The sequence below is a fragment of the Micromonospora sp. CA-248089 genome (assembly GCF_050948515.1).
Classification (GTDB): Bacteria; Actinomycetota; Actinomycetes; order Mycobacteriales; family Micromonosporaceae; genus Micromonospora.
The window spans coordinates 5,989,256-6,002,190 of the sequence record NZ_CP192016.1; the positions used below are offsets into that span (position 1 = coordinate 5,989,256).

At 75.3% G+C, this 12,935-nt stretch carries 11 protein-coding genes and 1 riboswitch; of the genes, 6 read left to right on the forward strand and 5 right to left on the reverse strand.

Annotated elements, in window-relative coordinates:
* Nucleotides 1-16: 16 nt before the first annotated feature.
* Together ACQP26_RS28100 and ACQP26_RS28105 are read left to right on the forward strand one after the other, a co-directional pair.
* Nucleotides 17-364: a GroES family chaperonin gene (locus tag ACQP26_RS28100; protein WP_013288840.1), complete on the forward strand. Its 348-nt coding sequence runs from the start codon at nt 17-19 to the stop codon at nt 362-364.
* Nucleotides 365-459: 95 nt separating this feature from the next.
* The gene (locus tag ACQP26_RS28105) at nt 460-627 is read left to right on the forward strand and encodes a hypothetical protein (protein WP_013288841.1); all 168 of its coding nucleotides are present in this window, start codon (nt 460-462) and stop codon (nt 625-627) included.
* A gap of 18 nt (nt 628-645) precedes the next feature.
* Here the strand turns inward: ACQP26_RS28105 and ACQP26_RS28110 are convergent, their stop codons facing one another.
* Nucleotides 646-2,169 carry a PrsW family intramembrane metalloprotease gene (locus tag ACQP26_RS28110; protein WP_433494409.1) on the reverse strand — a complete coding sequence of 508 codons (1,524 nt, stop codon included), beginning with the start codon at nt 2,167-2,169 and terminating at the stop codon, nt 646-648.
* Between the two features lie 23 nt (nt 2,170-2,192).
* Nucleotides 2,193-2,315: riboswitch (SAM riboswitch) on the forward strand.
* Between the two features lie 45 nt (nt 2,316-2,360).
* Here ACQP26_RS28110 and ACQP26_RS28115 point away from each other — a divergent pair.
* The gene (locus ACQP26_RS28115; RefSeq protein WP_433494410.1) at nt 2,361-3,623 is read left to right on the forward strand and encodes an aminotransferase class V-fold PLP-dependent enzyme; all 1,263 of its coding nucleotides are present in this window, start codon (nt 2,361-2,363) and stop codon (nt 3,621-3,623) included.
* Nucleotides 3,624-3,759: 136 nt separating this feature from the next.
* Here ACQP26_RS28115 and ACQP26_RS28120 read toward each other — a convergent pair whose 3' ends face one another.
* On the reverse strand, nt 3,760-5,013 hold the full coding sequence (locus ACQP26_RS28120) for an FUSC family protein (RefSeq protein WP_281579954.1): 1,254 nt from the start codon (nt 5,011-5,013) through the stop codon (nt 3,760-3,762).
* A gap of 69 nt (nt 5,014-5,082) precedes the next feature.
* Between ACQP26_RS28120 and ACQP26_RS28125 the strand changes: the two genes are divergently transcribed.
* The gene (locus tag ACQP26_RS28125; protein WP_433494411.1) at nt 5,083-5,718 is read left to right on the forward strand and encodes an HD domain-containing protein; all 636 of its coding nucleotides are present in this window, start codon (nt 5,083-5,085) and stop codon (nt 5,716-5,718) included.
* On the opposite strand, the gene ACQP26_RS28130 is transcribed toward ACQP26_RS28125, so the two are convergent.
* Nucleotides 5,644-5,976, reverse strand: a complete 333-nt coding sequence (locus tag ACQP26_RS28130; RefSeq protein WP_433494412.1) for a DUF4031 domain-containing protein — start codon at nt 5,974-5,976, stop codon at nt 5,644-5,646. The two genes, ACQP26_RS28125 and ACQP26_RS28130, sit on opposite strands and share 75 nt — an antisense overlap.
* 33 nt (nt 5,977-6,009) lie before the next feature.
* Between ACQP26_RS28130 and ACQP26_RS28135 the strand changes: the two genes are divergently transcribed.
* Complete coding sequence (locus tag ACQP26_RS28135) at nt 6,010-7,410, forward strand: FAD-binding oxidoreductase (RefSeq protein WP_281579640.1); 1,401 nt, start codon at nt 6,010-6,012, stop codon at nt 7,408-7,410.
* Here ACQP26_RS28135 and ACQP26_RS28140 read toward each other — a convergent pair.
* Complete coding sequence (locus ACQP26_RS28140) at nt 7,407-7,904, reverse strand: hypothetical protein (RefSeq protein ID WP_433494413.1); 498 nt, start codon at nt 7,902-7,904, stop codon at nt 7,407-7,409. The two genes, ACQP26_RS28135 and ACQP26_RS28140, sit on opposite strands and share 4 nt — an antisense overlap.
* A gap of 66 nt (nt 7,905-7,970) precedes the next feature.
* A complete protein-coding gene (locus ACQP26_RS28145; RefSeq protein WP_433496213.1) occupies nt 7,971-9,788 on the reverse strand; it encodes a glycerol-3-phosphate dehydrogenase/oxidase in 1,818 nt (605 codons plus the stop codon).
* 68 nt (nt 9,789-9,856) lie between these two features.
* On the opposite strand from ACQP26_RS28145, the gene ACQP26_RS28150 reads away from it, so the two are divergent.
* Entirely contained in the window at nt 9,857-12,262 is a 2,406-nt protein-coding gene (locus tag ACQP26_RS28150; protein ID WP_433494414.1) for a S8 family serine peptidase, read from the forward strand.
* Nucleotides 12,263-12,935 lie beyond the last annotated feature (673 nt).

Here is a 12,935-nt window from a genome sequence, read left to right on the forward strand (position 1 = left end):
GCGGTAGCGTCTTCGCGTGACCGCCGACCAGAGTCTCGACGCCGGGCTGCCGATCCGCCTGCTGCACGACCGCGTGCTGGTGCGTACCGAGGGCGCGGAGGGGGAACGCCGTTCGACCGCCGGCATCGTGATCCCCGCGACGGCAGCCGTGGGCAAGCGCCTGGCCTGGGCCACAGCGGTCGGCGTCGGGCCGAACGTCCGCGCGATAGTGGCCGGTGACCGGGTGCTGTTCGACCCGGACGACCGCTCCGAGGTCGAGTTGCACGGCCGGGCGTACGTGCTGCTGCGCGAGCGGGACGTGCACGCCGTGGCGGCCGAGCGGGTGGAGAGCACCGCCGCCGGTTCCACCGGTCTCTACCTGTAGCCGCGCGGCGGCACCGGTAGCTCTCCGGCGGCGCCGTTTGCGGCGCTGCCCGGCGGGAAGCCCAGGCACCTCAGCGCGCCCTGGGGAGGGACACCATGCCGGTAGTGATCAAGAAGATCCTCGCCTGGGGATTCCTCGCGTTCCTGATCTACTTCATGGCGTTCCGGCCGGACGGGGCGGCGCAGGTGTTCAAGGGCATCGGCGGCGCGCTGATGGCCATCGCCCAGGGTCTCGGCGACTTCCTGACCGGCCTGATGAGCTGACCGGCCCCGGACCTGCTCTCAGCGCCAGGGCGCGCCCGGACCGGGCCAGCCGCCCGGGCCGTGGCCGGCACCCGGGCCGTGGCCGGCACCCGGACCGGGCCAGCCAACGGGGCCGTAGCCGCTCGGCGGGAAGGCGGGCGGCGGGGCCAGCACCACCGGGATCGGCACCACCGGGTCGTCCGGCGCCTCGACCGGCCGCTGCGAACCGTCCGGGAACCGCAGGTGGTAGCGCTGACCGTCCCACACCCCGACCGGCGCCTGCGGGTCACGACCGACGAAGAACGACCGGTACGCGGTGATCGCGTCCAGCAGCTCCCGTTCCTCCCGTGCCGTCCGCTCCTGCTCGGCGGGCTTGCGGTCGAGCCCTCGCCGCATGCCGTCGCGCAGCAGCGCCAGCCGGGTCGCGGCGAACTGGTAGCCGCGCATCGCGCGTACTCCCCCGTCACCGGCGACCCGCCGGGCCCAGGTACGCGCCGCGTGCCGGCGGCCAAGGCTGCCCAGCGCCGCCACCTCGGGCGGGGTGAGCCAGCCCGCGCGGACGTAGTCGGGCAGCGTGCGCTCGGTGAGCCGGCCCTCCCAGGCACGCAGCCAGATCGCCAGCCCCACCATGGCGAAGAAGATCGGCACCATCACGCCGATGTAGCCGTACAGCACGATCACCGTCTGTCCGGTGGCCTGGGCCAGCGAGGGCAGCAGGTTCCAGGTGCCGTGCAGGATCATCGCCAGCAGCAGCCCGGCGAGCGGCGCGAGCACCCGCACCCGGCGGTCGGCGGTACGCGCGGCGACACCAAGCCCGACGCCGGTCATCGAGGTGAACAGCGGGTGGGCGAAGCCGAACAGCAGGATCCGGACGATGAAGATCGCGATCACCTGCTGCGCGCCGGTCGCCGGACCGTACTGCTCCACGCCGGTGCGGTAGCCGTACCCGCCCAGGTAGAGGATGTTCTCGACCATGGCGAAGCCGACCGCGGAGAGCCCGCAGTAGACCAGGCCGTCGGTGATCCCGGAGAACTCCCGGCGCCGGAAGATCAGCACCAGGAGCGGGCCGGCCGCCTTTGTCAGCTCCTCGATGAACGGGGCGACGAGCACCGCGGTGAGCGCCGCCGGCAGCCCCCAGTCGTCGAACAGCCGCGCGCCCGTCGTGTTCACCAGCAGCGAGATCGCGGTGGAGACGAAGGCACCCCAGGCGAAACAGAAGATCAAATATTTCAGCGGCTCGGGCTCGTAGCGGTCGAGCCACAGGAAGCAGGCGACCAGCACCGGCACCGGCAGGATCGCCGCGACCAGGCCCACCAGCAGCGCCTCCGCGCCCAGGCTCTCGCCCAGCGTGAAGACCATGAACAGCGCCCCGGCCGCGATCAGCAGCACCACCCCGGCCAGCACCAGCACCCGCCGCCAGCCGATCCGGCGCCGCGGCATCCCGGGCGTCGGCGCCCCCGCGTGCGGGGCGAACGGCGCGTGCGGTGGCGGCGGCGCTGCGCCGGGCGGGGTGTCGGCCATGCGGTCAGCGTAGTCACCCACGACCCACTGGTCCGGTCGCATCGAGGCCGTTATGCTCCCGAACAGGTCACGAGCGCCAGCGTCAAGCCCCGGCTTGCTGGCCGGCAACCCTCGTCGAGGTTCGCGGTGGGGTGCCCCGGGTGATGACCGGGCCCGGTGCCGCTCCGCGCTCCGGGCAAGCGCGGACCCCGTCCCGGCACCCCGGGGTCCCCTGTGACCCGGGAGGCTCCGGCATGACCCTCACCCTCGTACCCCCGCTGTCCGTGCTGCCCGCGCCGGTGCGCCCCGACCCGCTCGGCGTGCTCGGCGTACCGGGGGAGATCAACCTGGACCACGCCGCAAGCGCGCCGTGCGCGCGAGCCGCGGCCGACGCGGTGGCTGGGCTTCTTCCCTGGTACGCGAGCGTGCATCGCGGCGCGGGCGCGCTGTCGCGGCGGTGCACGCTGGCCTACGAGCGGGCCCGGCAGACGGTCGGCGACTTCCTCGGCGCCCGCCCCGACGACCATGTGATCTTCACCCGGAACACCACCGACGCGCTGAACCTGCTGGCCCGGGCGTTGCCGGCCGGCACCACGGTGATCACGTTCGGCGGCGAGCACCACGCCAACCTGCTGCCCTGGCCGCGCGGCTCGGTACGGCTGCCGGTGCCGGACAGCCCGGCGGGAGCGGTCCGGTCCCTCGCGGCGGCGCTCGGCGAACTCGCCCGCGACGCCCGCCCCGGCCTGCCCGTGCTGGTCGCGGTCACCGGCGCCGGCAACGTCACGGGCGAGTGCCTGCCGGTCGCCGAGCTGGCCCGGGTGGCCCACCGGTACGGTGCCCGCATCCTGGTCGACGCCGCGCAGCTCGCCCCGCACGCGCCGGTCGACCTGACCGCGCTGGACGTGGACTACGTGGCAGTGTCCGGGCACAAGCTGTACGCCCCGTTCGGCGCGGGCGTGCTGGCCGGGCGCGCGGACTGGCTGGACGCCGCCCCGCCGTACCTGGTCGGCGGCGGCGCCACCAGCCACGTCGGCGCCGCGACGCACGACGTGCGCTGGACGACCGGCCCGGCACGGCACGAGGCCGGCACCCCCAACCTGCTCGGCGCGGTGGCGCTCGCCGCGGTCTGCGAGGCCCTCGGCGCGGCCGACCGGGACGCGCTGCACGCCCGGGAGCAGGCGCTGCTGGCCCGGCTGCGTACCGGGCTGGCCGCGCTGCCGGACGTGGTGGAGCTGCGCATGTTCTCCCCCGAAGCACCCCGGGTGGGCATCGTCAGCTTCGTGGTCGCCGGACGGGACTCCGCCGAGGTGGCCGCCCACCTGGCGAGCCGGCACCGGATCGGCGTACGGGACGGGCTGTTCTGCGCCCACCCGCTGACCCGGCGCCTGCTGGCCGAGGCCGCCGCCCGTACCGGCCGCACCGACCTGCCACCGACCGCCCTGCGAGCCAGCCTGGGCCTGGGCACCACAGAGGCCGAGGTAGACACCCTCCTGGCGGCCCTGACCACCCTCCCCTAGCCCTGCGCCCCCTAATCTCGCCGCGCCCGCACCGCCCGCCCCGTCGATCATGAAGTTGACCGTCTCGGAAAACGCTCTCCCGCCAGCCAACCTCATGATCACCGCACAGAGGCCCGGAAGGGGGCGACAGCGTGGGTCAGCCGACGGGTGGGGCGGTGGGTGGGTGGGCGGCGGGGTTCTGGGCGGCGGGTTCGCCCTGACGGTTCTCGCCGAACGCCTGCCGCACCAGCCGGTTCGCCTCGTCCTGCTCGATCCCGGAGGCCACCAACAGGTCGCTCGCCGTGGTCCGTACCTGGGCGATCACCACGCTCCCGGAGAAGCCCACCCCCTCGGCGTACGCCCGGCCGGCCTCACTCACCGCGCGCAGCGACCGTTCCCGGGCCTGTTCCGGCTCCTGCCCGGCGGCGAACTCCTGCCGGAGCAGGCGTACCGACTCGGCCAGGTGACCGACCGCGTCCGGCATCGGCTCGGGGACCGGCTCGTCGTCCTCGATCATGGTGACGGCGCGGCGGATCAGCGTGCCGCTGTTGCGCATGGCCCGGTCGATCGGTTCGGCGGCCTCGGCGTAGTGGGTCAGCTCGCCGCGCCGGTGCCAGCGGGCCGGGGAGAGCGTGCTCGTCTCCTTGGCACCTTCGATCGCCTCGGAGAGCGCGGCCAGTTCCTCCTTGTTCTCGCGCAGCCGGAACAGGGCCCGCTGGGCCGCGCCCCGGTCCCGGTTGCGCAGCGCCTCGGCGCCCGCGTCGAGCTGGTCGGCGAGCAGGTCGAGGGCGGGCCGGGCGGCCCGGTTGATCACCCGTAGCGGGTTGAGCGGCAGCAGGACGGCGGTGACCAGCAGCGCGATGCCGCCGCCGAGGAGCGCGTCGATGAAGCGGGGGAACTCCAGGTTCTCGGTGGACGGGCTGAGCGTCACGATCAGCACGGCCGTGGCCGCCGCCTGGATGACGATGGCCACGCTCGCCCCGGCGAAGATGCTCAGCAGGATCGCCGAGGTCACCACGAGCGCGAGCTGCCACGCGCCGGTGCCGACGAAGTAGATGAGCGCGTCACCGACGAGCACGCCGACGGCCACGCCCGCGATCAGCTCGACGGTGCGGCGGAACCGCTGCCCCACCGAGGCGGCGAGCGTGCCGACAGCGGAGATCGGGGCAAAGACCGGCTGCGGGTTCTTCAGCAGCCGGTGGGAGACCAGGTACGCCAGGCCGGCGGCGAGCCCGGCCTGCACCGCCAGGCCGAACGCGGTCCGGACCCGGTGCAGCCGGTCGTGCAGGGTCGCCTTGCCCCGGTGCCGGAGTTCCTCCATCGCGGAGGCGATCCGCTGCCCGTCACGGTCGGCCTCCCCGTCACGCAGCTTTCCACGACGCAAGAACTGCAGACGTCCGTCCCGGCCCATGGCCGGTACTACCCGTACCACCCCGGCTGAATCCCTGCGCCCGGGCCGGAGTGGGGCAGACTGCACCCGGTGGACGATCTGACGGCACGGTGGCGGGAGACGGCGCGGGCGGCGGGCGCGACCGATCCGGCGGGAGTCGACCGGGCCGGCGCCCGGTTGCTGGCGGGCTGGCGGGAGCCGCACCGGCGCTACCACGACGAGGCGCACCTGCGGGCGGTGCTCGACGTGGTCGACGCGTACGCCGGTCTGGCCCGCGACCCCGGCCTGGTCCGGCTGGCGGCGTGGTGCCACGACGCGGTCTACGACCCGCGCGCGGCGGGCGACGCCAACGAGCGGGCCAGCGCCGACTTGGCCGCCGAGTTGCTGGCCGCCGCCGGTCTCCCGGCCGCGACGGTGACCGGGGTACGCCGCCTGGTGCTGCTCACCGCAGGTCACGTGGTCGGGCCGGACGACCCGGACGGCGCGTTGCTCTGCGACGCGGACCTGGCGGTGCTGGCCGCCCCGGCGGAGCGCTACGACAGGTACGCCGACGCGATCCGCGCCGAGTACGCGCACGTGCCCGAACCGGACTTCCGTGCCGGACGGGCCGCGGTGCTGCGGCACCTGCTCGCCCTGCCGGCGCTCTACCGCCTACCCGAGCCGCACGCCCGTTGGGAGGCCCGGGCGCGGGCCAACCTGTCCCGGGAGCTGGCCGGTCTCGCCTGAGACGCGGTGCTTCGGGCGGCGCAGACCGGCGTCCCGCAGCAGCCGGACGATCTCCCGCGAGGACACGACAGTGGCGCCGAGCCAGACCGCCGTCCGGAACCGCTCGGCGGGCACGTCGTAGTGGTCCCGGTCGAAGCCGCGCCGGGGCGCGCCGAGCATCTCGGCGAACGCGTGCAGCTCGGCGTACGAGACGTCGCTGATCAGGTGCGACCAGAGCCGGCCGCGCCAGGGCACGGCGGGCGGGTCCAGGTAGAGCACGGCAACAGACGGTACGCCGGTAGCCTTCCCCGCATGGCCGCCCATCCCCTCCTCGACGACCTGCGGGCCGCGCTCGGTGACGCCGCCGTGCTGACCGACCCGGACCTGCTGGCCGGGCACGAGCGCGACGAGGCCGACCTGTGCGACTCCGGCACCCCGCTGGCGGTGGTGCGTCCCCGCGACACCGACGAGGTGGTGGCGGTGGTCCGGGCGGCCGGGCGGCACGGCGTACCGGTGGTGCCGCAGGGCGCACGGACCGGGCTGGCCGGCGCGGCGAACGCGGTCGCCGGTGCGGTGGTGGTGAGCACCGTGGCGATGGACGCGGTCCGGGAGATCGACCCGGTCGGCCGGATCGCTGTGGTGCAGCCGGGCGTGGTGAACGCGGCGCTCGCCCGCGCGGTACGGGAGCACGGCCTCTGGTATCCGCCGGACCCCGGCTCCTGGGAGTCGTCCACGATCGGCGGCAACGTGGCCACGAACGCCGGTGGCATGTGCTGCGTGAAGTACGGCGTGACCAGCGAGTACGTACTGGGCCTGGAGGTGGTGCTCGCCTCCGGCGAGGTGCTGCGCACCGGGCGGCGCACCGCCAAGGGCGTCGCCGGGTACGACCTGACCCGCCTGTTCGTGGGCTCGGAGGGCACGCTCGGCGTGATCACCGAGGTGACCGTGGCGTTGCGCCCGGCCCCGGAGGAGTCCCTGACGCTGGTAGCGGTCTTCCCCACCGTGGCGACGGCCGGCGGCGCGGTGGCCGGGATCGCCGAGCGCGGGCTCACCCCGAGCCTGCTGGAACTGCTGGATCGGACCCATCTGCGCGCGATCGAGGCGTACCGGCCGATGGGTCTGCGTACCGACGCCGAGGCGCTGCTGCTCGCGGCGGTGGACACCGGCGCCCGGGCCGCCGACGACCTGGCCCGGCTGGCCGAGGTGTGCACCGCGGCGGGCGCCGACGAGGTCTACGCGGCGACCGACGCGACCGAGGCCGCGGCCCTGCTTCAGGCGCGGCGGCTGGCCCACCCGGCGATGGAGCGGTTCGCGGCCGAGACGTTCCCGGGTGGCAACGGCGGCCTGGTCATCGACGACGTGGCCGTGCCGCGCGGCCGGCTGGCGGAGCTGCTCGACGGGGTGGCCCGGATCGCCGAGGCGTGCCAGGTGCCGATCGGAGTGGTCGGCCACGCGGGCGACGGCAACATGCACCCGAACATCGTGGTCGACCGGGCCGATCCGGCGAGCCTGGCCCGGGGGCGGCGGGCCTTCGACGAGATCATGCGGCTGGGGCTGGACCTGGGCGGCACCTGCACCGGGGAGCACGGCGTCGGGCTGCTCAAGCGGGACTGGCTGGCCCGCGAGATCGGCCCGGTGGGCGTACGCGTGCACCAGGCGATCAAGGCGGCGCTGGACCCGGCCGGGCTGCTCAACCCCGGCAAGGTGTTCTAGCTCTTGTCCACCGCCGGTGTGGCCTGGGTGACGAGCAGCAGCACGTCGTAGGCCACCTTCGGCTTGGGCTCGCCCGGGCAGTCCTGGATCGTGACTGTGAGGTCCGGAGGCACGAGCAGCGTCGACGTCAGCACACCGATGCAGCCCTGTTTGTAGCTGCGGGCCTGGTCGGTCTCCTTCGCGATCGCCGGGTCCGCGAGCATCCGCTGGAGCCGCTTCGTCTGCTCCGGGGTCAGCGTGCCGGTGGCGTCCACGCCGTCACCGGCGCAGTCGCGGCACTGCCAGCGGCCGGACGGGTCGACGTCGAGGTTGCGGACCGGGCCGTCGCCGAGCCGCTGCACCAGGGAGACGCGCTTACCCGCGGGTGTCGGGCCGGCCGTGCCGGCCGCTCCGGGCGTGGTGGCACCCTCGGCCCGGCCGAAGGAACAGCCGGTCAGCGCCAGCAGGACGACGACGGACAGAGCGGGGACGCGCAACCAGGACGGGCGAACCACGCGGGGAAACCTACACTTCCGTAGGTAGCGCGCACTACCGGCCGAGTGGCCCGGGTCGGGGATCCACTACCTGGGGGAGGCCGGAAGTTCAACGCCCGGGCCGTCGGTCCCACGGTCTGCTGCGAATCCACGCACATCGGGCGCGCCGAGGCGGGCCGCGTCGGCCGCGATGTCGTCCGGCATGAGCTGCGACTCCCGCTCGGCCAGCACCCGCGCCCGGTAGTGGGCGACCTCCCGGTCCCGGGTCGCCTCGTCCCAGCCGAGCACCGCGCCCATCAGCTCGGCGGCGTGCTCCGCCGACTCCAGGCCGCGGTGGCTGGTCTCGATCGAGATCCGGGTACGCCGGGTGAGCACGTCCTCCAGGTGCAGCGCGCCCTCGGCGCGGGCCGCGTACGTCACCTCGGCGGCCAGGTATTCCGGTGCGCCGGCCAGCGGCGAGCCGAGCAGCGGATCGGCGTCGACCAGGGCGAGCAGGTCCAGGGTGAGGGTGCCGTAGCGCTCCAGCAGGTGCTCGACCACCCCGACCGCCACCCCGTGCCGGCGGGCCAGGTCGGCCCGGTCCCGCCACATGGCCGCGTACCCGTCGGCGCCGAGCAGCGGCAGGTCGGCGGTACGCGAGGGGCGGGTCCGGCCGAGCCGGTGCATCGCGCGGTCGACCACGTCGGAGGCCATCACCCGGTATGTGGTGTATTTCCCGCCCGCCACCAGCAGCAGGCCGAGCATCGGCTCCACCACCGCGTGCTCCCGGGAGAGCTTGGAGGTGGAGTCCGCCTCGCCGGCGAGCAGCGGACGCAGCCCGGCGTAGACGCCCTCGATGTCGGCGGTGGTCAGCGGCCGGTCCAGCACCATGTTGACCTGCGACAGCAGGTAGTCGATGTCGCTCGCGGTGGCGGCCGGGTGGGACCTGTCGAGTTGCCAGTCCGTGTCGGTGGTGCCGATGATCCAGTGCCCGCCCCAGGGGATCACGAACAGCACGCTCGTCGCGGTACGCAGGATCAGGCCGGTCTCGCCCACGATCGCCGAGCGGGGCACCACCAGGTGCACCCCCTTGGAGGCCCGGACCCGCAGCTTCGGGCGCAGCCCGACGTCGTTGAGCATCCGCGACATGTCGTCGCTCCACACGCCGGTGGCGGCGATCACGGTGCGGGCGCGTACCTCGAACTCGGCGTCCGGCGAGCCGGCGGGCGCCTCCAGGTCGCGGACCCGCACGCCGGTGACCTCCCGGGCCTGCCGGGTCAGGCCGACCGCGCGGGCGCTGGTCACCACTGTCGCGCCGAGGCTCGCCGCGGTCCGTGCCAGCGTCACCACCAGGCGGGCGTCGTCGACCTGGCCGTCGTAGTAGCGGATCGCGCCGGCCAGCTTGTCCGGCCGAAGGCTGGGGAAGATCCGGCGGGTGCCCTCGCGGGTGAGGTGCCGGTGCAGCGGCATGCCACGCCCGCCGCCGAAGATCCCGGCGAACGCGTCGTACGCGGCCACGCCGAGGCCGTAGTAGGAGCGGCGGAAGATCCGCCGGGGCAGGTCACGCGCACCGCCCTCGGCGGGCAGCGGCACCAGGATCGGCACCGGCCGGACGAGGTGCGGCGCGAGCCGGGTGGCGAGCAGGCCGCGCTCGGTCAGCGCCTCGTGGACCAGGTGGAACTCCAGCTGCTCCAGGTAGCGCAGGCCGCCGTGGATCAGCTTGCTGGACCGGCTGGACGTGCCGGCGGCGTAGTCACGCGCCTCGACCAGGGCGACCTTGAGCCCACGGGAGGCGGCGTCGAGTGCCGCGCCCGCTCCGGTCACGCCACCGCCGATGACCAGCACGTCGAACCGCTCGGCCCGGAGACGGCGCAGGTCGTCGGCGCGGCGCTCGGCGGAGAGCTGGCCGGCCGTGGATCGGGACACACTCGGGTCACGCACCAGTCCACGGTAACCGTCCTGGACGCGCGGCGACACGGCCCGCCCGTACCGTGATGACCATGCTGACCGGTCCGCCGCCCGCCCCCGTACCGCCGTCGGCACCGCGCGAGACCGGGCCGTGGCCGGTCGTCGCGGCGGTGGCGACCGGGGTGTGGATCGTGCTTCTCACCGTGCCCGGCCAGATCACCGGCTGGCTGGTCGACCAGGTGGCGCTGGTCATCGGCGCGAACCGCCCGGTGGCGGCCTGGCCGGTGGTCGCGGTGGCCACCGTCCTGCTGGCCGGTGCCCCGGCGCTGACGCTGGCGCTCGCGCCCCGGTCCCCCGCGCTGCGGGTCACCGGCCGGGCCTGGACCGCCGCCGTGGTCGCGCTCGGCGCGACCACGCTGCTGCGAACGGTGCCGCCGGTGCACCACGAGGCGTACCTGGGCGCGCTCGCGCTGACCGCCGCGGTGCTCGCGCTCGTCGCCGTCCGTCTCGGCCGCGTCCGGCCGCCGGTCGTCGTGGACGCGGTCCCGGACGGCCGGTTCGGGACGGTGTCGCTGCTGGCGATCGCGGCCGGTCTGGCGGTGCTGCTGCCCTGGGCGTGGGTGGGCGCGCTGGGCGGAGCGCTGGAGACGCTGCTCGCCGGCCTGGCCGCCGCCGCGCTGGGTGCGCTCGCCGGGGCGCTGCTCGGCACCGGTTTCTGGGCCGCCTTCGGGCCCGGACCGGCCCGGCTGGTGCTCGTCGGCGGCCTGGTCGCGGGCGTCGCGCTGACACCGCTCGCGGCCGGTGCCGGGCAGTCGGGCGTGCAGTTGCCGGCGCTGGTCCTGCTGCCGCCGCTCGGTTTCGTGCCGGCCGCCCTGGAGGCGGCGGCGCGGCACGCCGGCCGGCCGGCCGGGCCCGCACCGGTGCGCCTGCTGGTCGGGCTCGCCCTGCTGGGGCCGCTCGCCTTCACCGATCCGGAGGAGATCAGCATCCTGCTCGCCGCCACCCGCGACGTGCCGTTCTGGGTCGCGGTGGGCACCGGCGTGGCGTTCGCCGTCGCGGTCGTCCTCGCCGTCGGGTACGGCGTGCTGCTCGCCCGGTCCCGCGCCCGCGCGCCCCGGCGCGGTCCGGCCGCGCTGGCCGCCGCCGCGCTGCTCGCCGCCGTCGCCGTGGTGTACGTCGTCCCCGGCCAGCCCGGGCTGTACGGCGAGCGGCTCCTCGTGGTGCTGCGCGAACAGGCCGACCTGACCGGCCTGCCGGCCGGGACGCCGGGCCGGGCCGGGCGCGACGCCCGGGCGACGGAGGTCTACCGGCGGCTGGTGGCCACCGCCGACCGCACGCAGGGCGACCTGCGCGGCACGCTGACCCGGATGCGGCTGAACCCGACGCCGTACTACCTGGTCAACGCCATCGAGACGGACGGCGGCCCGGCGGTACGGGCCTGGCTGTCCAGCCGTCCCGAGGTGGCCCGGGTTCTGGTGAGCCAACGGGTGCGCCCGCTGCCCGCACTCGCACCGGAGGCGCGGGGCGACCAGCCGGCGCCGGGCGGCCCGGCCTGGAACGTCTCCCTGATCGGCGCGGACCGGGTCTGGTCGGAGCTGGGGGTCACCGGGTCCGGCGTGGTGGTGGGCAGCTCCGACTCCGGGGTGGACGGCCGGCACCCGGCGCTCGCGGACGGCTTCCGGGGCGGCGAGGACTCCTGGTACGACCCGTGGGAGGGCCGCCGCACCCCGGCCGACCGGGGTGGCCACGGCACCCACACGCTGGGCAGCGCGGTGGGCCGGGACGGGATCGGCGTGGCGCCGGGTGCGAGTTGGGTCGGCTGCGTCAACCTCGACCGCAACATGGGCAGCCCGGCCCGCTACCTCGACTGCCTCCAGTTCATGCTGGCCCCGTTCCCGCCGGGCGGTAACCCGCTGACCGACGGCCGTCCCGCGCGCGCCCCGGACGTGCTCACCAACTCGTGGGGCTGCCCGCCGGTGGAGGGGTGCGATCCGGGGGCACTGCGACCGGCGACCGCCGCGCTGACCGCGGCCGGCATCCTGGTGGTGGCCGCGGCCGGGAACACCGGCCCGTCGTGCGGCTCGATCGCGGACCCGCCCGCGCCGTACCCGGACGTGCTGACCGTCGGGGCGGTGGACCGGCAGCGCCGCGTCACGCAGTTCTCCAGCCGCGGCCCGGCGCCGGACGGTCAGGCCAAGCCCGACCTGGTCGCCCCGGGTGCCGCGGTGCTCTCCGCGATGCCCGGCGGCGGGTACGCCACCCTGGACGGCACCTCGATGGCCACCCCGCAGGTGGCGGGCGTGGTGGCGCTGATGTGGTCGGCGAACCCGGCGCTGATCGGTGACCTGGAGCGGACCCGGGCGATCCTGCGCGACACCGCCGAGCCGGTCGTGCCGCCCACCGGAGCCGGTGCCTGTGGCGGACCGCAGGACGTCTCCGGCGCCGGGCTGGTCGACGCGTACGCAGCCGTGCGCGCGGCCCGGGCCCGGTGAGTACGCGCCGTCATCACCGCATGACTCTTGACAGTGGACGGTGCCCCGCTGATCATGTGGGCACTCCAGCACCCGGCCGTAAGTCCGATCGGCCGGGGCCGGCATCCACGAAAACGGGGGAGACGTGTGGCGGTTCCAGCGACGACAACCGATACCGGGCACCTTGAGCAGGCGATGTTCGCCCGGCTCGGCACGACTTTGACGACGGGCACCGTCGCGAGGCACCCCGGTGCACGCGCTCGGACCGAGCGCGACGGCCGGCGCCACTAGATCGGCACGGCATCAGCCGGCCGCGCGCTGCGCGGTCGGCCGGCTCCTGTGGATCACGGCGTCCGACGCCACCGCCTGGCACCGGGCGGAACAACAGGTGCGATCTGAAGCAGCCGATCGGGGGACGGCCTGTGTCTTCGCGCGTCCCTCGCCGGTACGGAGACGAACAAGGACTGAGCGAATGACCGAGGGACACATACCGACCCCACCGAATCCGGCCGCCCCGCACGGCCCGGCTGCCCATCCGCCGCCGGGCGGCGCGTACGCGCACCCTGGCCCGTATCCGCCTGCTGGCGCGTACCCGGCGCCGGGCGCCCATCCTCCGCCGGGGGCGTACCCGCCTCCCGGTCCGGGTGGGCCGTACGGCCCGCCGCCGGCCATGCCCGGCCCTGGCGGGTACGGC